This is a genomic window from Enterobacillus tribolii, assembly GCF_003363015.1.
Lineage (GTDB): Bacteria > Pseudomonadota > Gammaproteobacteria > Enterobacterales > Enterobacteriaceae > Enterobacillus > Enterobacillus tribolii.
On sequence record NZ_QRAP01000012.1, the window covers coordinates 76,398 to 98,239 of the forward strand.

20 protein-coding genes are annotated in these 21,842 nt (G+C 57.4%); 11 read left to right on the forward strand and 9 right to left on the reverse strand.

Translation table 11 applies throughout. The annotated features are described in order from the left end of the window. The first annotated feature begins 10 nt into the window (after positions 1–10). Positions 11–877, forward strand: coding sequence for an AraC family transcriptional regulator (locus C8D90_RS19505; protein WP_115460137.1), 867 nt, complete (start codon positions 11–13; stop codon positions 875–877). Here the strand turns inward: C8D90_RS19505 and C8D90_RS19510 are convergent, their stop codons facing one another. Further along, positions 878–1,276 (reverse strand): hypothetical protein, encoded by a 399-nt coding sequence (locus tag C8D90_RS19510; protein WP_115460138.1) that lies wholly within the window; start codon positions 1,274–1,276, stop codon positions 878–880. It lies immediately after the preceding gene. Positions 1,277–1,586: 310 nt separating this feature from the next. On the opposite strand from C8D90_RS19510, the gene C8D90_RS22300 reads away from it, so the two are divergent. Continuing rightward, positions 1,587–1,811, forward strand: coding sequence for a hypothetical protein (locus tag C8D90_RS22300; RefSeq protein WP_115460139.1), 225 nt, complete (start codon positions 1,587–1,589; stop codon positions 1,809–1,811). Between the two features lie 59 nt (positions 1,812–1,870). Further along, complete coding sequence (locus C8D90_RS19520; protein ID WP_115460140.1) at positions 1,871–2,446, forward strand: DNA-binding protein; 576 nt, start codon at positions 1,871–1,873, stop codon at positions 2,444–2,446. Here the strand turns inward: C8D90_RS19520 and C8D90_RS19525 are convergent. The 5 genes from C8D90_RS19525 to C8D90_RS19545 all read right to left on the reverse strand — a co-directional run bounded on the left by C8D90_RS19525 (position 2,433) and on the right by C8D90_RS19545 (position 7,510). Then, positions 2,433–2,777 carry a PTS fructose-like transporter subunit IIB gene (locus tag C8D90_RS19525; protein WP_115460141.1) on the reverse strand — a complete coding sequence of 115 codons (345 nt, stop codon included), beginning with the start codon at positions 2,775–2,777 and terminating at the stop codon, positions 2,433–2,435. The two genes, C8D90_RS19520 and C8D90_RS19525, sit on opposite strands and share 14 nt — an antisense overlap. A 103-nt stretch (positions 2,778–2,880) precedes the next feature. Beyond that, on the reverse strand, positions 2,881–3,774 hold the full coding sequence (locus C8D90_RS19530) for a [formate-C-acetyltransferase]-activating enzyme (RefSeq protein ID WP_115460142.1): 894 nt from the start codon (positions 3,772–3,774) through the stop codon (positions 2,881–2,883). Next, the gene (locus tag C8D90_RS19535; protein WP_115460143.1) at positions 3,740–6,037 is read right to left on the reverse strand and encodes a formate C-acetyltransferase; all 2,298 of its coding nucleotides are present in this window, start codon (positions 6,035–6,037) and stop codon (positions 3,740–3,742) included. The genes C8D90_RS19530 and C8D90_RS19535 overlap by 35 nt, the downstream gene beginning before the upstream one ends. 52 nt (positions 6,038–6,089) lie before the next feature. Then, on the reverse strand, positions 6,090–6,410 hold the full coding sequence (locus C8D90_RS19540) for a PTS fructose-like transporter subunit IIB (protein WP_115460144.1): 321 nt from the start codon (positions 6,408–6,410) through the stop codon (positions 6,090–6,092). A 20-nt stretch (positions 6,411–6,430) separates the two neighbouring features. Continuing rightward, positions 6,431–7,510, reverse strand: a complete 1,080-nt coding sequence (locus tag C8D90_RS19545) for a PTS fructose transporter subunit EIIC (protein WP_115460145.1) — start codon at positions 7,508–7,510, stop codon at positions 6,431–6,433. 356 nt (positions 7,511–7,866) lie between these two features. Here C8D90_RS19545 and ptsP point away from each other — a divergent pair, with 356 nt between their 5' ends. Next, the gene (gene ptsP, locus C8D90_RS19550; protein ID WP_115460146.1) at positions 7,867–10,371 is read left to right on the forward strand and encodes a phosphoenolpyruvate--protein phosphotransferase; all 2,505 of its coding nucleotides are present in this window, start codon (positions 7,867–7,869) and stop codon (positions 10,369–10,371) included. Between the two features lie 28 nt (positions 10,372–10,399). Further along, positions 10,400–11,062, forward strand: coding sequence for a fructose-6-phosphate aldolase (fsa, locus tag C8D90_RS19555; protein ID WP_115460147.1), 663 nt, complete (start codon positions 10,400–10,402; stop codon positions 11,060–11,062). Between the two features lie 40 nt (positions 11,063–11,102). On the opposite strand, the gene murP is transcribed toward fsa, so the two are convergent. After that, positions 11,103–12,554, reverse strand: a complete 1,452-nt coding sequence (gene murP / locus C8D90_RS19560) for a PTS N-acetylmuramic acid transporter subunit IIBC (RefSeq protein WP_115460148.1) — start codon at positions 12,552–12,554, stop codon at positions 11,103–11,105. Between the two features lie 4 nt (positions 12,555–12,558). Beyond that, positions 12,559–13,470 (reverse strand): N-acetylmuramic acid 6-phosphate etherase, encoded by a 912-nt coding sequence (gene murQ, locus C8D90_RS19565; RefSeq protein ID WP_115460149.1) that lies wholly within the window; start codon positions 13,468–13,470, stop codon positions 12,559–12,561. Positions 13,471–13,675: 205 nt separating this feature from the next. Here murQ and C8D90_RS19570 point away from each other — a divergent pair, with 205 nt between their 5' ends. Continuing rightward, complete coding sequence (locus C8D90_RS19570; protein WP_115460150.1) at positions 13,676–14,536, forward strand: SIS domain-containing protein; 861 nt, start codon at positions 13,676–13,678, stop codon at positions 14,534–14,536. Positions 14,537–14,565: 29 nt separating this feature from the next. Here C8D90_RS19570 and udp read toward each other — a convergent pair whose 3' ends face one another. After that, positions 14,566–15,327, reverse strand: a complete 762-nt coding sequence (udp, locus tag C8D90_RS19575; protein WP_115460151.1) for a uridine phosphorylase — start codon at positions 15,325–15,327, stop codon at positions 14,566–14,568. Positions 15,328–15,662: 335 nt separating this feature from the next. Here udp and C8D90_RS19580 point away from each other — a divergent pair, with 335 nt between their 5' ends. The 5 genes from C8D90_RS19580 (at position 15,663) to rmuC (ending at position 21,742) form a co-directional block, all read left to right on the forward strand. Next, positions 15,663–16,493 carry a dienelactone hydrolase family protein gene (locus C8D90_RS19580; protein ID WP_115460152.1) on the forward strand — a complete coding sequence of 277 codons (831 nt, stop codon included), beginning with the start codon at positions 15,663–15,665 and terminating at the stop codon, positions 16,491–16,493. A 126-nt stretch (positions 16,494–16,619) separates the two neighbouring features. Further along, the gene (locus C8D90_RS19585; RefSeq protein WP_115460180.1) at positions 16,620–17,405 is read left to right on the forward strand and encodes a tyrosine-protein phosphatase; all 786 of its coding nucleotides are present in this window, start codon (positions 16,620–16,622) and stop codon (positions 17,403–17,405) included. Positions 17,406–17,628: 223 nt separating this feature from the next. Further along, positions 17,629–19,437 (forward strand): carbon starvation CstA family protein, encoded by a 1,809-nt coding sequence (locus C8D90_RS19590; RefSeq protein ID WP_162844430.1) that lies wholly within the window; start codon positions 17,629–17,631, stop codon positions 19,435–19,437. Positions 19,438–19,573: 136 nt separating this feature from the next. Further along, positions 19,574–20,104: a DedA family protein gene (locus tag C8D90_RS19595; RefSeq protein ID WP_115460154.1), complete on the forward strand. Its 531-nt coding sequence runs from the start codon at positions 19,574–19,576 to the stop codon at positions 20,102–20,104. Between the two features lie 117 nt (positions 20,105–20,221). Further along, positions 20,222–21,742 carry a DNA recombination protein RmuC gene (gene rmuC / locus C8D90_RS19600; protein WP_115460181.1) on the forward strand — a complete coding sequence of 507 codons (1,521 nt, stop codon included), beginning with the start codon at positions 20,222–20,224 and terminating at the stop codon, positions 21,740–21,742. Positions 21,743–21,842: the final 100 nt, after the last annotated feature.

Genomic DNA, 21,842 nt, shown 5'->3' on the forward strand with positions numbered 1-21,842 from the left:
CGGTTTGACCATGAATTACGATCCCTCCCAGGTGCTTGCCAAACTGCTGGACGATCCCGCCGGGATTGGCCAGGTGCGCTTTGCCGGCAATCAGCATCAGGCGCCGGAACTGGCCTATCAGGTCAATTTCCCCCGTCTGGAGATCATCGTGGAAGGCGAGCAGCGCATGATCTGGGAAGAGGGGCAAGGAATGACGCTGGAGCAAACGCTGGTGGCCGGCGATGTGTTGTTCGTGCCGGCCGGAGGCTGGAATAACCCGGTATGGGACACGCCGGTGACGACGCTGAGCGTGCTGTTTGGCAAACAACAGCTTGGGTTCAGCCTGTTGCATTGGGACGGCGGCGAGTTCAGGACGCTGGGGCGGCAAAACGTGGCGCGCCGGGGGCCGCGCGTGGGGTCGTTTTTGTTACAGGCGCTGAATGAACTGGCCTGGCATCAGAGCGATCAGGGCACCGCGCGTTTCATCGTTAAAAGCCTGCTCAGCCACAGCATGGATCTGCTGGGCAGCCTGGCGCAGACGGCGTCGCGCAGTCAGGCATTGTTTGACGCCGTGCGTGAATATATTGACGAGCATTACCACGAGCCGCTGACGCGGGAGTCTGTCGCGCAGGCCTTTTATATTTCACCGAACTACCTGTCCCATCTTTGCCAGAAAGCGGGCGGCGTCGGGTTTAACGAATACCTGAATCATACCCGGCTGGAACAGGCCAAGCACTTGCTCAAGCGCTATGACATGAAGGTGAAGGAAGTTGCGCACGCCTGCGGTTTTGTCGACAGCAACTACTTTTGCCGTCTGTTTCGCAAGAATACCGAACGTTCACCATCGGAATATCGCAGCCAGTACCGCAGTCAATTGACGAACCTGGACGATAACTGACTATTCTGTAAAGGAAAACGTGCAACCACGGAACATCAGAAAACCGATGGTCGTGTCGAGGCTGCTGCAATGTGCGGTGATGCGGTCTCCCATCTCAAACCCCAGAAAGCGCCGGTTGCCCGCCGGATCAGGGTTCAGCTGAATAATTCCGCGCGGATCGTATTCTTCCGTCAGTTCCGCTGAGGGCAGACCGAGCATCAACACGACCTTCCCGCTGGCGGTGTCGTCGAGGGCGCGGAAGACGCCGTGCAGTGTAAAGTCGTTTTCATACTGATATTGCTCGCTGAACGCGTCGGGATCTCTGGCAAACTCGCGGGATAGATCCACCGCAGAGAACTCCGCCGCGCAGGCCAGGCCGCCAAATAATGCAATGAAACAGGCAAAGAGGATTTTATACACCGGGATATTCCGTCGTGAGATAAAAAGCCCACTGAATATACCATCAATGTTATTTACTTAAACCCCTCATCCGCCATTCCCCTTAAACGTCAGACTGTTGCTGCGCATTGTTTCGCAGGATTATGCAAATGCAATGTATGCGATGAAATACTTTGGAAAGCCCTTTTGGGAACCGTAAATGGCCTGCGGCGATGACACCGGCTCCGGGCGTATAGTCGGCGCACACGGGCCTCCCTGAGCGGAGAGTCGTGAAAAAGAGAATGTTGACCAATGTCAACAATGTGGCTATATTACGTACGACAGGAGGTTGATGAAGGAACATCCCAACAAACATATTCAGGCAGCCATTGAATATGCGATCTCCAGAGGCTGGGATTTCGATGCCGGAGGCAGAAGCTCACACTGCTTTGGCCGAATCCGGTGCGGTATCCCCGGGCACAGGGAGCATCAGATGAGTGTCTGGTCCACGCCAAGAAGCCCGGAAAACCATGCCAGGCAGATTATCAGGATGATTATCCGTTGCACGCCTGAATAATCTCGTTAACCAAGGCGGGCAACCGCCTTTCACATTCCGTCAGGGAGAAAAAGAGATTTATGCCCCTTTATAACTTCACGCTGACGCTTTCCGGCGTAACTTCCGCGACCGAAGGGTTGGAAGATGCTTTGTTTGAAAGCGGCTGCGGTGATGCGCTGGTTTATTTTTACGGGACTTCCGTTTATCTGGAGTTCGACCGTGACAGCGACGCATTGCCTGTCGCCGTATTGACGGCAATCCGGGATATTGAATCTGCAGGCATCGGCGCGCGTGTTGAGTCGGTGGATTCCCTGCTGGTTGGCCTTAGTGATATTGCTGATCTGGCCGGGCTGTCGCGCCAGGCCGTGGCGTTACTGAAAGACGGCAACCGGGGGCCGCGCAATTTCCCGAACCCTGTTCAGCGCCTTAAGGGGAATTCACCGTTGTGGAACTGGGATACGGTTGCGGACTGGTTAGTGCAACACGGGCGTCTGGCGGAGGACGATCCCCGGGTCGCCTGCGCCCGGCCGTTGGCGGAGATCAATCTGGCCCTGCAACTGCGGGCGTCCCGCAACCCGGAGCGGGTGAAATACTATGTACGCCTGCTTGAACATCAGGACGAAATCGCCGGGCAGGCACTGTTCAACTTACCGTAATATGGGTTGCCTGAGGTGAGGCGAGAATTTTTCTTACCGCCTGAACGGCTTTATCCGGCGCGCGCAGAAATGTGCTGATGCCAATCCGCACGCAGCGGCAGTGGGCGAAGCGCTCCATGCCTTCCAGCTCGATGTCGGCGATTAACAAGGCTGCGTCGGCATTGCTGATGTCTTCCGCTGACAAATTATGCTCGGTGCCCAGCGCGCCCTGGGTTTCGACTTTGACCAGCCATTTTTCCTGGTGGCAGAGCTTTTCCAGACGTTCAGCGGCCATGTAGGTGTGAGCGACGCCGCTGATGCAGCCGGTCACGGCAATCAGTTTGAGTGTCATCGCATCCCCCGCATGTTTAGGTCGCCAGTCCAGAAGTTAACTACTTGAAGTTAAACGTTGAAATGGAGTACCGAAGTTTGGCATCAATGTCAGTGTATTACGTTTAACCGCCGGTGACGACATGATATCCCGCCGCCTGCGCCATTTCCCGTAGCGGAGTGATTTCCTGCTCGTCCGGGGCCGGTACGTCACGCATGGCATAATCGCGATTAAGCAGGCGGTACTTGGCCTCGCCAAACTGGTGAAACGGCAGCAGATGCAGCTCCTTCAGCTTAAACGGCGCCAGGAAATCGAGCGCGCGGCGCAGGTTTTCTTCGCTAAGCGTATAGCCGGGAATCAGCGGCAGGCGGGGAATAACGTCAATTCCCCGCGCCACCAACAGCGCAAAGTTTTCCTGCACGCGCTGCTGATTTATGTTGAGTATGGTACGGGCCAGCTGCGGGTCCATAATTTTTAAATCAAACAGAACCTGATTACAGTGTCCGGCCAGCGTCGTCAGGGTGTTTGCCGGCGCATCACCGGCGGTTTCCATGGCGGTATGGATGCCCAACGCCTGTAGCCGCTCAAGGAAGCGGGTGGCAAACGCCGCCTGCATCAACACTTCACCGCCGGAGAGCGTCACGCCGCCGCCGGAAGCCCGGTAAAATACATCGTCTTTCAGCACTTCTTTCAGCAGCTCATCAAGCGTTACTTGGCGGCCTATGCGCTCCATTGCCGCAGCCGGGCATTCATCCGCATCGTTCAGGCATGGCGTACAGTGCAGGCATTTGGCTTCACGCCGGACGGTGTGGATGCGGGGCGACATGGACTCCGGATTGGCGCACCACGGGCAGATGTGTGGGCAGCCTTTGAAAAAGACCACCGTACGGATGCCGCCGCCGTCGTTGAGCGAATAGCGCTGAATGTTGAAAATCCGGGCCGTATCCTGGCCCGGACGTGCGTCGCCGTCATCGTACAGGGTGTTACAACTGATGCGCGGTGCGACGGATGATGTCATCCTGAATCTCCTTCGACAGTTCTACAAAGAAGGCGCTATAACCGGCTACGCGTACCACCAGGCCAGCGTAGTCCTGCGGCCGGGCCTGCGCTTCGCGCAAGGTATCCGCGTTGACCACGTTGAACTGGATGTGCTGCAGCTTCAGTTTGGTAAAGGCGCCGAGGAAGTCCGCCAGCTTGTTCAGCCCTTGTTGCCCCTCCAGCGTAGAGGGCGTGAATTTCACGTTCAGCAGCGTTCCGTTGGATAGCAGATAGTTATCCAGCTTGCTGACCGATTTCAGTACCGCGGTCGGCCCCTGGCTGTCCTGGCCCAACATCGGCGACAGGCCGCCATCCGCCAGTTGCTCGCCGGCGTAGCGCCCGTCCGGGGTTGCGCCGACAACCGCGCCCAGCGGCACGTGGGCGGAAACGGTATACGAACCGGGCGTGAACTGGCCGCCGCGCGGATTGCGGTAAGATTCCACCTCTTTGCAGTAGAAACGCAGCAGATCGGCGCTGATGTTGTCGACATCGTCGATATCGTTGCCGTACTTATCAAAGCGGTTAATTAATCGCGCGCGGATCTGTTTCCCTTCCGGCGTGCTGAAATTGGCTTTCAGCGTGGCGAGCAGTTCATCGAAGCTCAGGCGCTGCTGATCGAAGACCATGCCTTTCAGTGCATGGAGGGAGTCGCTCAGGTTGGCGATGCCGATCCCCTGCACGCCGGAGAAATTATAGCGTGCGCCGCCTTCGGTAATGTCTTTGCCGTTTTTCAGGCAGTCGCTGATGAATGAGGATAGCAGCGGAACCGGCGCCCAGTCACGATGGCCGATGTCGCAGATGTTGCTGCCCTGCGCCATCAGGCGGACGTAATGGCAAATTTTCTCGCGGATCTGGCCCAGAAGACTGTCGTAAGTGACGTCCGGGTTGCCTTCATTTTCCAGCAGCACGATTTCCATAACCTTCAGCAGGTTGAACATGGCGATATCGTGCAGACCATACGTTTTGCCGGGAATGGAAAGCTCAACGCAGCCGACCACCGAGTAGTCTCGCGCATCTTCCAGCGACACGCCGCGGTTGAGGAACGCGGGCACCACGACCTCGTCGTTGAATATTTGCGGAATGCCGGTTCCGAGGCGAATAGTTTCCGCCGTTTTCAACAGGAACGGCCGGTCGATAAGCTCATTCACCCGTACACCCAGGTTGGGCTGCGGCAGGCGGATGGTCTGATAGGCGTCCAGGCACAGGAATGACAGCGTGTTTACCGCGCTGCGCCCGTTTTCTGACAGCCCGCCCAGCAGGATGGTGTAACCGGTGGGGAAACCGGCGAAATAACGGGCGCTGGAGGTTGAACGCAGCAGCACGATGTCATTGCACTTCACCCACAATGATTCCAGCAGCTCGCGCAGGAACGCCGGATCGGCGCCTTGATCGAGCGATGCCTGGTAGAACGGCAGCATGTACTGATCGAAGCGTCCCAGAGACAGGGAGCTGGCGTTGGATTCATATTGCAGAATCACGTTCATGTACCAGAACAGCTGGCTGGCCTGATAAAAATCCTCCGGGCGGTGCACGGCGACGTGGCGGGATATCTCGCCGAGCGTCGTCAGTTCGCGCCGACGTTCGCCATCGCGGCAGTTGAGCGCCATTTCCTGCGCCAGCGCGGCGTAGCGCAGAATGTGGCGCTGAGAAGCCTCGAGCAGCAATAGGGTGGCCCGGAAAAAGGCGTTACCCGGATCGCGGGCGTTCAATACCCGCAGTTCATCGGTCAGTGCGCCCAGTCCGTTTTGCAGCAGGCGGGGATAATCGATGATGATATGCCCCTGGCCTTTGTCGGTCTGGTTGATGCTGAAAATCTGGGTTTGAGTGGCTTCGCGAACGTCATCCGTCATCTGACTGTTGATGAAGTCTTTCATTGAGCGCTTTTCCCAGTAAGGGAACAGCTTTTCGCGATAAATTTGTTTATCTTCTTCCGAAATTTCAAAGCGATCCTGAGGACGGGTCGGGAATTGATCCAATTCCTTAAGCAGCCAGTACGGATCCATTTCCGGGGAAATGATGCCCGCCCGTGGCTTGACCGTCCGGTTACCGGCGATCAATTCATCCTCACGGATCGAGATTTCCACGTGATCGAGGATATAGGCCGTGGCCTTAGCACGCCGCAGGATGGTGGGTTCGCCTTCCGTTTGTTTATGGCTGGCGGTATACAACAGGGCGCGTTCCAGCGAAATTTCACGCGGGTTGGCGAACAGGGCGGCTTTAAGGCGTTCAATGCGGGCGGTCATCATGTTCTCCTTGGTGGCCGGGCAGCCTGTGCGGCGCCCGGCGGGTTGATGCTCAGGCAGTCTGGGTAAGATGCGCTTCGATTTTGCTCATGATGGCGTCGGCGCGCTTCACCGCGTCGCTGATGTTGACGCGCACGATTGTCTTGCCCTTGAATCTTTCCTCAAACTTGATGCCGATGTCTTTGGTCAGGATCACCATATCGGCGGATGCGACATCGTCGGCGGTCAGTTCATTTTCCTGGCCGATGGAGCCTTGCGTCTCCACTTTGCATTCCCAGCCTTTGGCTTTTGCCGCGCGTTCCAGGGCTTCGGCGGCCATGTAAGTGTGGGCGACGCCGGACGGGCAGGCAGTAACGGCAATAATTTTAGTCATAATCTTTTCCTCACGCGTAATCAGTTAATTTCAAAATCAAGGTCCAGGTCGTCATTTTTGGCGCTTTGCTCCGCCTGCTTTTTCGCTGCGAAGCTTTTCAGCAGGTTGACGCACAGCGCGGTGACGACGGCGCCGATAGCCAGCGCGGCGACATAGGCCAGTTTTCCTTCCACGACCGGCAGGACGATCAGACCGCCCCAACCGGCGTAACATTGCGCGCCGAGCAGTGCGGCGGCGGCGGCTGAACAAGCACTGCCGATCATGATGGAGGGGATAACGCGCAGCGGATCGGCGGCGGCGAAGGGGATCGCGCCCTCGGTGACGCCGACGCAACCCATCAGCAGCGCAGCTTTACCGGCTTCACGTTCTTCCATGCCGTAATACTTACGGCCAATCAGCGTTGCCAGCCCCAGGCCGAGCGGCGGGGTGGCGATGGCGACGGCGGCGATAGCCACCACGGTGTACACGCCTTGCGCCACGCAAATCAGCATGAAGGCGTAGGCGACCTTGTTAACTGGCCCGCCCATATCGAAGGCGATCATCAGGCCCATAATCACAGCGAGCACCACGATGCTGCCTTGCTGCATCCCCTGGAGCCATTGAGTCAGGCCGTTGGTCAGGGCGCCGACGGGTTCGCCCAGCCCCCACATCATGATCCCGGCGGTCAGTAGGGTGCCGATGATTGGAATGACGAAGATAGGCATCACGGAGCGCAGAATTTTGGGCACCGGGATCTTTTTCAGGTAGAACACGATGATGCCGCCGAGCAGGCCGGCGATGATGGCGCCGAAGAAGCCCGCGCCGAACGAGTTACCGACCCAGGCGCCGATGGCGCAGGGAGCCAGGGCGGAGCGGTCGGCGATGGAGTAGCCGATGTAAGCGGCCAGGAAAGGCACCATCAGGGTTAAACCGGCCACGCCGATATCAAACAGTTTTTTCAGGTTGGGGTCGGAAGCGGCGTCCGGGACGGCCCCTTTCCCGTAAAGCATAACGGAAACCGCCAGCAGGATGCCGCCGGCAACCACGAAGGGGATCATGTGCGATACCCCGGTCATCAGGTGTTGACGTGTATTTCTGAGAATTTGAACCAACTCTTTCATTGTTGACTCTCCGGCCTCTGTGGGCTGTGGGTAGTGCGCCACCGGGGCGATCCCGGTGAAGAAACTGAATTGGTTTTCACAATAGGCAATCGCGGCGTGGGCAGACAGTGGAGAAAATTGCCATTTACTGGATTTTTGTAATGTCCGGTAAAAAATGCGATCCACCTCAACGTTGTGACGTATTCACAGCATCTATACCTGCAATGCGGCTCTGTGAGCCATATCCCATTTCATCCGTAAGCTTACATTTATCCAGTTTTTGGCAGTTTTGTCCCGTAGCCACCAACGCGATCGTACTTTTATGCTGTAGCCATTCATGTCGCGGTAGCGCGCTTCCTCCGAGGAGAAAAAGGTTTATGGCGAAAGTAGTGAAGTTTGTCTGCGAATTACCCAACGGGGTGCATGCCCGTCCTGCCAGCCATGTTGAGACGCTGTGTAATCAATACGTTGCAACGTTTTCCTGGCATAACGTCCGCACCGGTCGCAGCGGCGATGCGAAAAGCGCGCTGGCGCTGATTGGTACGGATACGCTGCTTAACGACGAGTGCCACGTCACCATCAGCGGTGATGACGAAGAGGCGGCCTGGACGCGTTTCAGTCAGTTTATCAGCCAGGAATTTCCCCATTGCGATGCGCCGCTGGAGCAGGCAACCACACAGGATACGCTTGATGCCCTGCCGTTTTCGCTGAGCAACCTTAACCCGCAGGTGATACGCGCACGTCCGGTCAGCGGCGGGATTGCAACGGGAATGTTGGTGCATCTGGCTGCTCCGGCCCTGCAACTGCCGGAAAATCTGCCTGAAGCGGCAAGTATCGAAAGCGAGCAGGCGCGGCTTGATAGCGGCCTGAACGCATTACAACGGACCATTGAGCTGCAACTGCTGGGAGACTGCGGCACCGCCGCCGCCGTACTGGAGGCGCACCGCTCGCTGGTGAGCGATGCTTCGCTGCGTACCCGCCTGCTGGAAGGCGTGTTGCAGGGCGCAGGCTGTGCGGCGGCCATTGTGCGTGCGGCGGAGTATTTCTGCGCGCAGTTTGCGCAGTCATCCAGCGCCTATCTGCAGGAGCGGGCGCTGGACGTGCGTGATGTGAGCTATCAATTGCTGCAACAGATTTACGGTGAAACCTACTTTCCGTCCCAGCGGGCGCTGCAGGGGCCGAGTATCTGCATGGCGGATGAACTGACGCCGAGCCAGTTTCTGGAGCTGGATAAGTCCATGCTGAAGGGCTTGCTGCTGAGCAGCGGCGGCAGTACGTCGCATACGGTGATTCTGGCACGCTCATTCAATATTCCCACGCTGGTGGGCGTGCAGGCTGCGGAGCTGATGCCGTGGTTACAGCAGGAAGTGTGCCTGGACGGTGATTTGGGGCTGGTTGCCGTAAACCTGACGGAGCCGGTGCGCCGTTACTATCGCCAGGAGTTGCAGGTTAAAGAGGCTATCGCGCAGCAGCAACGGGCCTTTCTGGAGCAGCCGGGACGCACCGCCGATGGTATTCGTATGGAAGTGGCCGCAAATATTGCGCATTCCGTGGAAGCCGCGCCGGCGTTTGCCAATGGCGCGGAAGGCATCGGGCTGTTTCGCACCGAGATGCTGTATATGGATCGCGCCCACGCGCCGGCGGAGGATGAGCTGTATAACATCTACTGCCAGGCGCTGGAAAGCGCGGACGGGCGCAGCATTATCGTGCGGACGATGGATATCGGCGGCGACAAGCCGGTGGAATACCTCAATATCCCGGCGGAAAACAACCCGTTCCTGGGCTACCGGGCGGTACGCATCTATCAGGAGTTTCTCACCCTGTTCCATACTCAGTTGCGTTCCATCCTGCGCGCTTCGGCACATGGTTCCCTGAAGATCATGATCCCGATGATCTCTTCCATGGAAGAGATCCTGTGGGTGAAGGATCAACTGGCGGAGGTGAAGCAGAAACTGCGCGCCGAGCAGATCCCGTTTGATGAAAAGATTCCGCTGGGGATCATGCTGGAAGTGCCGTCGGTGATGTTTATCATCGATCAGTGTTGTGAAGAGATCGATTTCTTCAGCATTGGCAGTAACGATCTGACCCAGTACCTGCTGGCGGTGGATCGTGACAACGCCAAAGTCACCAAACATTATAACAGCCTGAATCCGGCGTTTCTGCGCGCCCTCGATCATGCGGTGCGTGAAGTTCACCGCCACGGTAAGTGGATCGGGTTGTGCGGTGAATTAGGCGCCAAGGGTTCGGTGCTGCCCCTGCTGGTCGGAATGGGGCTGGATGAAATCAGCATGAGCGCGCCGTCGGTTCCGGCAACCAAGGCCCGGCTGGCGCAGCTGGACAGCCGCGAATGCCGTCTGTTGCTGAATAAAGCGATGGCCTGCCGCACCTCGCTGGAGGTAGAGCATCTGCTGGCGCAGTTCCGCTTGTCCCGTCAGGATGCCCCGTTGATTGGCCGCGACTGCATTTCGCTGAATAACGACTGGCGCAGCAAAGAGGAAGTGATTAAAGGCATGGCGGATAACCTGCTGCTGGCCGGACGTTGCCGCTATCCGCGTAAGCTGGAGGCGGACCTGTGGGCGCGTGAGGCGGTGTTTTCTACCGGGCTGGGATTTGGCTTCGCCATTCCGCATACCAAATCGGAACATATTGAACAGTCGGCGATCAGCGTGGCTAAGCTGCCGCAGCCGGTGGCATGGGGCGATGAAGAGGCGGAGTTCGTCATTATGCTGACGCTTAATAAGCACGCTGCCGGCGATCAGCACATGCGGATTTTCTCCCGCCTGGCGCGCCGCATTATGCATGAGGAATTCCGGCGTGCACTGGTGGAAGCGACCGATGCCGCACAGATTGAAGCGTTGCTGACGCGTGAACTGGAACTGTAATTAAATTCAATGGGTTGAAGGAAATATTATGGAACTCTATCTCGATACCGCGGACGTTGCCGCTGTAAAACGCCTGGCGCGCATTTTTCCGCTGAGCGGCGTAACCACCAATCCCAGCATCGTGGCGCAGGGCGGGCAGCCGGTGTGGCAGGTATTGCCGCAGTTGCAGGAGGCGCTGGGCGGGCAGGGAACGCTGTTCGCTCAGGTAATGGGCCGCACGGCGGAGCAGATGGTGAGTGAGGCGCGTCAGCTTCATCAGCGGGTGCCGGGAATCGTCGTGAAAGTGCCGGTAACGGCGGAAGGTCTGGCGGCGATTAAATGCCTGAAACAGGAAGGTATTCCTACGCTGGGGACCGCCGTTTACGGCGCAGCGCAGGGGCTGTTGGCGGCGCTGGCCGGGGCGGAGTATGTCGCGCCTTATGTAAACCGGGTGGATGCGCAAGGCGGCGATGGCTTGCAGATGGTGCGGGAGCTTCAGTCATTGCTGAAACTGCATGCGCCACAGGCTAAAGTTCTGGCGGCCAGCTTCAAAACGCCGCGTCAGGCGCTGGACTGCTTACTGGCGGGCTGCGAAGCGATCACGCTGCCGCTGGACGTCGCCCAGCAGTTCCTTTCCGCACCGGCGGTAGAGGCTGCGGTCGTGAAATTCGAGCAGGACTGGAAACAGGCATTCGGCTCAACGGATTTGTGATTACGGGTAGCGGAGGTGGCCGGGCCGCCTCTCGCTCCGGTTAGCTCAGGTCTACGTTTTTACTGCCGAAGAACCAGGTAAACACGAATCCCGCAACGTAAGAAATCAGTATCCCCGCCACGTAAACCGCCATACCCGCATAGATGCCCTGACCGGACGTCATCAGGGGAATGGATACCAGGCCCGATGGGCCGAAAACGGTATTCAGCCCGACCGGCAGGCCCAGATAAGAGACCAGACCGATAAAGAAGCCGCCCGTTGCGCCGCCGAGGCAGGCGGTCACGAAGGGTTTGAGGCGCGGCAGCGTCACACCGTAAATCAGTGGTTCGCCGATCCCGAGCAGCCCCGGAATGATGGCGCCTTTTACCTGAATGCGCAGCGTAGAGCCGGCACGGGCGCGCATATAAAGCGCCAGCGCCGCACCGACCTGCCCGCCGCCCGCCATCGCCAGGATCGGAAACAGAGAGTTGAACCCCTGGGTATCCATCAGCGCGAAGTAAACAGGGACGAACCCCTGATGAACGCCGAAGACCACCGCAATTAAAAACAGCCCGGCCAGCACTGCGGCGCCGAACGGGTTGCCGTTAAGATGCAGGAACAGCCACGACATGCCTTTGAACAGCTCGCTGCCGATCGGCATGATGACGACGTAGGTCAGCGCGCCGGTAATCAATAACGTGATCGATGATGTCAGGATCATGTCGAGATTGTCGGGGATCAGCCGGCGTACCTGACGTTCAATCCACGCGCCGAGAATACAGGCTAAAAGCACGCCGATGATGTTGCCGCGCGGATCGATGGTCAGGCCGAAGAAGCTGTCGATGCCCGCGTAGTAACCGGTGGTTCCCTCCGGGACATAGCGCAGGATAAACAGGGACGCGATAATCGCGCCGTTAACCCCACTGCCGCCGAAGGCTTTCTGGGCGTTATAGCCGACCAGAATGCTGAGGAAGGTGAACATACCGGTACTGAAAACCTTCAGGTAACCGATCAGGCCGGTCAGCCAGGCGGCGGGCGTTGTGCCTTCCATTGCCAGCGTTTGCTGGAGCAGGGTAGCGACGCCGAGCATCAGGCCTGCGGCAATGAAGCCGGGGATCAGCGGGGTGAAGATGGTGGCGAATTTCGTCAGGAAATTATGCACGGCGCTGTTTTGCCGGGCTTTCATTTGCTTTTTGTTGGCGCTGGCGAGGGCGCCGAGATCGGCCGCCGGTGCGGCGTCGGACGTGGCGGAGGGCTGCCGGCTCAGCAGGGCGTTCATCATTTCGCTGGCGGTCTGGGCTTTGCCCGGCCCCAGGACGATTTGCAGTTGGTCGTCTCCGTCAATGACGCCCATTACGCCGGGGATCTTTTTCAACCCGCCATGATCGGCTGACGCCCGGTTTTTCAGCGTCAAACGCAAACGCGTCATGCAGTTGCCGCAAACGGCAACGTTGTGAGCGCCGCCGACCAGCTGCAAGATTTGCGTCATCATTGCTTCGGTAATTTTCGCCATCGGTTTATCCCCGGGTGGATTGCAGGGTTTGACGGATAAACCCGTGGTTTTGAGCCAGCAGCGCCGCTGCGTCCGCGGCTTCCAGCCCAGCCAGGATCATCACGATGGCGGTCTTGCAGTGCCCGTTGCATGCGGCGAGCGCGTCGATAGCAGCCTCCCGTTCGCATTCCGTCGCCTGCATGACGATATTAATCTGCCGCTGTACCAGCTTGGCGTTGGTGGCTTCAACGTCAACCATCAGGTTGCCGTACACTTTGCCGGTGCGGATCATGGCGCCGGTCGTCAGCATGTTCAGCACCATTTTTTGCGCGCTGCCGGCCTTCATGCGTGATGAGCCGGTAACGACTTCCGGGCCGACAACGGGCTCAATCGCGATGTCGGCCAGCTGGCTCATGGCGCTGCCGCTGTTACAGGTGAGTGAGATGACTGTCGCGCCGGTGCTGCGGGCATGCTCCATCGCGCCGATAACGTAAGGCGTGCGGCCGCTGGCGGCGATACCGACCAGAACGTCGTTGGCGCCGAAGTTCAGATCGCGCAGATCCTGCTGCCCCAGTCCGGCGTTGTCTTCCGCATTTTCAACCGCTTTGAGAATGGCTTTATGCCCCCCGGCGATCAGGCCGACCACCTGTTCCGCCGGCGTGCCGTAGGTCGGCGGGCATTCACTGGCGTCCAGAATCCCCAGGCGTCCGGAGGTTCCCGCGCCGCTGTAAATTAATCTTCCCCCGTTCATAAACGCAGCGGCGATGGCATCAACGGCCTGAGCGATTTGCGGCAATACCCGCTCAACGGCCAGGGCGACTTTCTGGTCTTCCTGATTAATGACTTTCAGCATGTCCATGGTGGACAGCATGTCGATGTTTTCACTTGCCGGGTTGCGGCCTTCGGTTTGCAGGCGGGATAAGTCGATTTTTGTCATGATGAAGAATACGCTGTAGAATGAGTTTGGAATAAATTATTCCAATTAATTCGATCAATAAAGAATTTATTATTTTTGGCGGCCGGTTTGTGATCTGGTTCAAAGGTGAAACGGGAAATCCCTGATTACGCCGGCGGCGGGGTAAAATAGACTGTCCTGCGGGAATAACTCCCTCTTGCATGCCGATTAACCGGGGAATGTTTTCATGCGTTGTCTGCAAAAAATTATCGTTAATAAAGCGCTGTTTACGCCGGGTGAGCGCAAAATCGCGGATTACATTCTGGCGCAGCCTGACAAGGTGAAAGCGTATTCGTCGCAGGAGTTGGCCGCCAGCCTGGGCATCAGCCAGTCGAGCATCATCAAGTTTGCCCAGCGCCTGGGTTTTAAGGGGTTCCCCAGCCTGAAAATCGCCCTGATTGAGGAGTGGGGGCAGCAAAGTCAGCAGACGGAGGCGCAGGACGGGCAGCTGCATAACGACATCAGCAGCCACGATACGCCAGCAGTGATTGCGGAAAAACTGTTTCGCGAGAAGCAGCAGGCGCTGCGCGATACCACTGAACACCTCGACTATGCCAGCCTGGAACAGGTTGTCGCCTGCATCCGGGAGGCGGGGCGGATACAGATCATCGGGGTGGGTGGCTCATCGCTGGTGGCGAAGGATTTGGCCTATAAAATGATGAAGGTCGGTTATCCGGTGATGAATGAGCTGGACAGCCATGTGCAGCTTACCGTCGCTCAGTCTCTGGGCGAGGGCGACGTTCAGCTGGTCATCTCCTTTTCCGGCAACCTGAAGGAGATCACACTGGCCGCCGGTGAGGCGCGTAAAAACGGCGCGAAGGTGGTGGCGGTGACGTCGTTGCAGGAAAGCCCGCTGCGCAAAATGGCGGATTATACGCTCGATACGCTGGCCGAAGAGTCTCGCTGGCGCAGCTCGTCCATTGCCGTGCGGACCGCACAGAACACGATTACCGATCTGCTGTTTGTCTGCCTGTTGCAGGGAGACGGCGAACGCAGCCGGCAATACATCCGGCGCAGCAAAGGGATCATTGAACAACTGGAATCCTGACGGCGGGAAACGCCGTCAGGAAGAAAGGATTACAGCAGACGGCGGGCCGCTTCCACGACGATTTTCACCGCATGGCTTTCGGTTTGTTTCATGGTTTCGGCGTTAGGGATCTCTTGCTGGGTGCGGTTCACGATCACTCCGGCCACCATCCCGGCGCGCAGCCCCTGGCTGGCGCACATGGTCAGCAGCGTTGCTGATTCCATTTCATAGTTCATTACGCCCATTTCCTGCCACTCTTTCATCGAGCCTTTGAACTGGCGCACGACGCGGCCGGAGTAGGTGTCATAACGTTCCTGACCAGGGTAGAAGGTATCGGAAGACGCGGTGACGCCGATATGCGTGGTGGCGCCGACAGACTTAGCCGCTTCGACCAGTGCGGTGGTGCAGGTGAAGTCAGCGACGGCCGGGAATTCCATAGGCGCGAAGTGCAGGCTGGCGCCGTCCAGGCGCACGGAGCCGGTAGTGACCAGCACGTCGCCTACATTGATGTGCGGCTGAATGGCGCCGGTGGTGCCGACACGCAGGAAGGTGCGGATACCCAGCTGCGCCAGTTCTTCCACTGCGATGGAGGTTGACGGGCCGCCGATGCCGGTGGAGCAGATAATGACGGATTTACCGTCCATTTCCGCCCGCCAAGAGGTGAACTCGCGGTGGGATGCCAGTTTTACCGGGTTATCCATCAGACGGGCGATTTTCTCCACCCGCTCCGGATCGCCGGGAACAATCGCCAGGGTTGCGCCCTGTAAGTCACTCTTTACCAGGCCAAGATGGAAAACGTCAGATTTGGACATAATCGACTCCTCTGTCATCGCGTTATTTGTAGTTGAGGAACAAAAAAGCACTCTACTGAAATCCGGCGGGTAAATGCGTGATGCTTGTCACTCATAATGAAGAAACAATCACATTGTATACATTAATACGTGATTTTTATCACAAATAATGGCGTGTGTGATGTTTTGCTAATCACATTTCGTTTTCATCCGAAGGAAAACGATGCTGAAAACCTGTTCACTTTAGCAGAAAAGGGGATATTCATGCCGGATGCGATTGTTTGATTCTCAAACAGCAGAAATATTGCTATTTATATTTAACATTCAGGCAATATATTTTTGACAGGAAGCTGCTGATGAAAACTGAAGTTGTGGCTGAGCATGGTAACGAATCGCCCGGATTCGCACCCGCGGCGGGAGAAGTGGCGTCAAGCGCGATCCTTACGGACAGCGAAGGATTACATGCCGCATTCACCACGATCCCCTCCCAGGGGGACGAGCTGCCTGCCTATATGGCGAAGCCGCTGAAGGCCGGCGGCCCCTTACCGGTCGTGTTGGTGGTGCAGGAAATTTTCGGGGTTCATGAGCATATTCAGGATCTTTGCCGCCGGTTGGCGAAACAGGGATATATGGCGATTGCGCCGGAACTCTATTTTCGCCAGGGTGATGCCCGTGAATATCAGGATATCGGCGAACTGTTACAGAAATTGGTCAGTAAGGTGCCGGACAGGCAGGTAATGAGCGATTTGGATCATGCGGCTCATTGGGCGGCGCGTCACGGCGGCGACGCCGGCAGGCTGTTCGTGACCGGCTTCTGCTGGGGCGGACGGATTACCTGGCTGTATGCCGCACACAATCCGCAATTGAAAGCCGGGGTTGCCTGGTACGGTAAATTGGTGGGAGACAAAACGCTTAATTCGCCGCAGCAGCCGGTGGACGTAGCGAAAGATCTGAGTGCGCCGGTGCTGGGCCTGTATGGCGCGCTGGACAGCAGCATTCCGCAGGAGAGCGTGGACACCATGCGTCAGGCGCTGCGCGCGGCTAACGCCGAGGCTGAGATCGTGGTTTATCCCCAGGCGGGGCACGCATTTAACGCCGATTATCGCCCCAGCTATGAGGCGGAATCCGCTCAGGATGGCTGGCAGCGTATGCTGGCATGGTTTGCCCGCCACGGTGGTATTGCCTGAGTGACCGTTCGCGCGGGCCGGATCGGTCCGCGTTTTTCTGGTTTTCCCGCCGACCTCGTAATCTGTTAAGGTGTTATTCATCCTGGTTATGCAAATGACTGCATCACCTGATAAGAAGAGGTCATGATGACAGCAACGATTATTTTGCATCCGTCGATTGCCCCGCTGGAGGGCGGTATTAATTTTCGCGATCTCGGGGGTTATGTTGCCGCCGACGGGCGCAGAATTAAGCGCGGAAAACTTTTTCGCTCTGGTTCGTTGGATCGCCTGACGGAGAGTGATTGTCATTTTTTGCAGGGCGTACCCGTGCAGCATATTCTGGATTACCGCGACGCCGATGAAGTGGCGGGTAAACCGGATATCGTTTGGCATGGCGCCCGTTACCTGAATTTGCCGGCCAATCCGCTGAGCGAAGAGGTTAACGCCAATCTGGAAAAGCTGAGCAATGAAACGCTGGCGAACTTTGACGCGCAGGGATTTATGCTGGAGCTGTACCGCCGGTTGCCGTTCAGCAATCAGGCTTACCAACTGCTGAGCACGTTGTTGCAGAGCCCTGGCGATGGCGCGCTGGTTCAGCACTGCGCGGTGGGTAAGGACCGTACTGGCGTGGGTTCCGCGTTGATCCTGTTTGCGTTGGGCGCCGATGAAGCGACGGTGATGGAAGATTATCTGCTGACGGAAACCACGCTGGCGCCGTTCCGCAGCGAGTTGCTGGATCACCTTTCCCAACAGTTGAATGAACAAGCGCTGGGGCAGTTTGCCTATGTGTTGTCGGCACGGGAAGAGTTCCTGGTGACGGCGATGAAGGAAATCACGCAGCGCTACAGCTCGGTAGATAACTGGCTGGAGCAGGAGTACGGGCTTGATGCCGGCGTGCGTGCTCAACTGCAGCAGCGCTATCTGGAGTCGTAAACGGCCGGGCCGGCGATTTTTCCGCCGGCCCTTTCGCGCCATACTGAGATCTTTGTCACATTTTCCTCCGCTAATCAGTCCGTTAGGCGATTATTCCGCTCGCCGCTTACCCCATCTTTCTGACCGCTTACTGCACAAACATACCGCTTAATCAAATCTCCCGCCTTTTCCGGATAGCGCGACGTATGTTAGCGCCTGAGAAAACCCTCAGGAGATAATAACGATGCAACATGCGATTACGTTTGTTATCGCGACGCTGTGTATCCTCACGATTTGCTACCGTCTGTACGGTATCTTCTTCGTGCGTAAGGTACTGCGTGCCGATGATAATGAAGTGACGCCTTCACATACCTTTGAAGACGGGAAAGATTATGTGCCTACCAAACGGTGGGTTAACTTTGGCAGCCACTTTGCGGCAATCGCCGCGGCGGGGCCGTTGGTCGGGCCGGTACTGGCTGCGCAGTTCGGCTATCTGCCGGGCTTTCTGTGGCTGCTGATCGGCTGCGTCATCGGCGGTGCGGTGCACGATACCGTCGTGCTGTTCGCCTCCATGAAGCATCAGGGCAAGTCCCTGTCTGAAGTGGCGAAATCTGAGCTGGGCCCGATCGCCGGATGGTGCACCGGGCTGGCGATGCTATTCATTATTACTATCACCATGGCTGGTCTGTCGATGGTGGTGGTGCATGCGCTGGAACGTAACCCGTGGGGCACTTTCGCAGTGTTCATGACCATTCCGATCGCGATCGGCGTGGGACTGTGGGAGCGCGTAACCGGCAGCATGAAAGGCGCGACCTATGTCGGTATCGCCGCAATTATCGTCTGTGTATTTGCCGGCCCGTACATCCAGCACACCACGTTCGGCGAATGGCTGACCCTGAAGGCGTCTACCGTTAGCCTGCTGCTGCCGGTTTATGCTTTCTTTGCGACCGCGCTTCCGGTGTGGATGCTGTTGACGCCGCGCGGCTATCTCTCCAGCTTTATGAAGATCGGCGTGTTCGGCGCGCTGGTGGTGGGCGTGGTATTTATCAACCCTGAGATCCAGTTCCCCGCCATTACTCAGTTCATCCACGGCGGCGGCCCGGTTCTGTCTGGTCCGGTATGGCCGTTTATCTCTATTACCATTGCCTGTGGCGCGATTTCCGGCTTCCACGCATTTATCGGTTCCGGCACCACGCCGAAGCAGATTGATAAGTGGAGCGACATCCTGCCGGTAGGCTTTGGCGCGATGCTGGCGGAGTGCGTAGTGGGCGTAATGGCGTTAATCGCCGCAACTTCCCTGCATCCGGCGGATTACTTTGCTATTAACTCCAGCGCGGAAGCCTGGGCGGCGCTGGGTATGGACGTTGTACACCTGCCGAAGCTGAGCGAAGAAATCGGTTTGGATCTGTATGGCCGTACCGGCGGTGCGGTGACCCTGGCGGTAGGGATGACGGACATCTTTATCCGCGTACCTTGGTTCAGCAGCCTGGCGTCGTACTTCTTCCAGTTCGTTATCATGTTTGAAGCGGTGTTTATCCTGACCGCAGTCGACTCCGGTACCCGCGTTGCGCGCTATCTGCTCCAGGATTTCCTGGGCGACCTGTGGGCGCCGCTTAAGCGTACCGACTGGTTACCCGGCTCGATTTTCTGTTCCGTGATTGCCTGTGCGCTGTGGGGCTACCTGCTGAACTCCGGCGATATCAACTCCGTATGGGCGTTGTTCGGCGTGTCCAACCAGTTGATGGCGTCTGTTGGCCTGATCATCGGCGCGACCATCATCCTGCGTCTGGCGACCAAGCGTATTTATATGCTGACCTGTGTGATTCCGCTGGCGTATCTGTTCGTGACGGTAAACTATGCCGGTTACTGGATGGTGAAGAACGTTTACTTCAACTCTGCGGCGAAAGGGTACAACATCTTTAACGGCACGATTTCCATCATCATGCTGGTTCTGGGCTTTGTGATCCTGATTGCCGCCCTGCGTAAATGGCGTGAGCTGTGGAGCGCCCGCGGTAAAGAGATGGTTATGCAGGAAGCCTCGGCGAACGTCTGATTCCGCGTTATTTTCTGCCATAACCCGAATAAACGGCCGGATATTCCGGCCGTTTATTTTTGGTTAATCCACAAAAGCCATAACTTTCCGTATCCTTATTCACGTAGCGTTACGCTAAGGAAGAAGTGAGGATAAGGTGAATCTGGATATTATTATTCACGCGGTGGTGGAGTTCGTCCGTGTCCATCAGCACTGGACGCTGCCGATCGTGTTTGTGCTGGCCTTTGGCGAATCACTGGCGTTTCTCTCCCTGTTGCTGCCGGCAACCGTGATCCTGCTGGGGCTGGGAGCCTTATTCGGCGAAAGCGGGCTGGCGTTTCTGCCGATTTGGCTGGCGGCGTCTGCCGGCGCGTTCTTCGGCGACTGGTTCTCTTATTGGCTGGGAAAGCACTATCAGCATCAGGTCGAACATATGTGGCCGTTCTCCCGTCATCCGCACATGCTGGAAAAAGGGCATTTGTTCTTTGAACGCTGGGGCGTCTGGGGTGTCTTTATCGGCCGGTTTTTCGGACCGTTGCGTGCGGTGGTGCCGTTGGTTGCCGGGATCTGCGGAATGCCGCGGGTTTATTTTCAGGTCGCCAATCTTGTTTCCGCATTGATTTGGGGTTTCGGTATGCTGGCGCCGGGCATGTTCGGCATGCAGTGGCTGCATAATTGGATTGATTAACCCCGCGCGTGTTTTCGCTGCTTTTGCGAACAGGCGCGCAGCCTTTGTATCTTCTCTCTGGACATCCATACAGTATCTCATTACCTTGACGGAAAAGGCATAAAAAACGGGGTGGCGGTGGATATCAGCATTTTCTATGGCATAGGCGGCGGTCTGACGGGGCTCTTGCTGGGCTGGCTGATTGCCAGCTTGCGTATGCAACGTCACAGCCTGCTGGCGGAAAGTGAACTGCGCCTGTGTGAGCAGGAGTCTGAGCAGGGGCGGCAGGAGATCCGGCAACAAGCGGAGCAGATTCAGCACCAGGAACAGCGTTTGCGCCAGAGCGAGCAGGAATTGCGCGCTTTGCACAGCCGGCTGGCTGCGGCGCAGGAGAAGCTGTCGCAGCAGGAAATCTGGCGTGAAGAGTATGAAAAACTGAATCAGGAACTGCGCGCTCAGCTCGGCGTGAACAGCGCGCAGGAGGCAGAACTGCGCGAGATGACGATCCGGCTGGAAGAGAGCCGCCTGGCGTCGGAAGAGAAGCAGCGCCTGTTGATCAACAGCGAACAACGTCTGACCACCCAGTTTGAAAATTTGGCGAACCGCATCTTTGAGCATAACGGGCGGCGCGTAGATGAACAGAATAAGCAGAGCCTGGATAACCTGTTACGTCCGTTGCGCGATCAGCTCGACGGGTTCCGCCGTCAGGTGCAGGACAGTTTTGGTCAGGAGTCGCGTGAACGGCATACGCTGGCTCATGAAATCCGCAACTTGCAACAACTGAATGCGGAGATGGCGCGCGAGGCGGTCAATCTGACCCGTGCGCTGAAGGGCGACAACAAGACGCAGGGCAACTGGGGCGAAGTCGTGCTCAGCCGCGTGCTGGAGGCGTCCGGCCTGCGCGAAGGGCATGAATATCACACACAGGTCAGCATGCAGGCGGAAGATAACTCCCGCATGCAGCCGGATGTTGTCGTACGCCTGCCGCAGGGCAAAGACGTGGTTATCGACGCCAAAATGACGCTGGTGGCCTATGAGCGTTACTTCAATGCGGAAGATGAGGCGATGCGCGAGATCGCGCTGCAGGAGCATATTGCGTCGGTGCGCGGCCATATCCGGCAACTTGGGCGTAAGGATTATCATCAGTTGCCGGGATTGCGTTCCCTTGATTACGTCCTGATGTTTATTCCGGTGGAGCCTGCGTTTTTGGCTGCGATTGACCGGGAGCCGGAGCTGGTCAATGAGGCGTTGCGCCACAACATTATGCTGGTCAGCCCGACGACGTTGCTGGTGGCGCTGAGAACGATCAGCAACCTCTGGCGTTACGAGCATCAGAGCCAAAATGCGCAAAAGATCGCCGAACGTGCGGCGCGGCTTTACGATAAAATGCGCCTGTTCGTTGATGATATGAGCACGCTGGGGCAAAGCCTGGAGAGAGCGCAGACAAGTTATCAGTTGGCGATGAACAAATTAGGCCAGGGACGTGGTAACCTGATTGGCCAAATTGAAGGATTCCGCGCATTGGGCGTTGAGGTTAAACGTCCTATCAACCCCTCCCTGATCGGGGAGGCGGAACCGGAAGAATCGCCGGAAGATAAGGATATTCTTCCCGGCGCCGGGCAGTATTCCGAGAACGAAACCGCAGAGAATAACGGGTAGCGATAGCAAGATCGCTGATTCGGTCAGCGCCGTTTTAAGCACGGTTTCTTTGCGTGATTTTGATACACTTGCGCTCCACGACTGAAAAGCAGGCAAACTA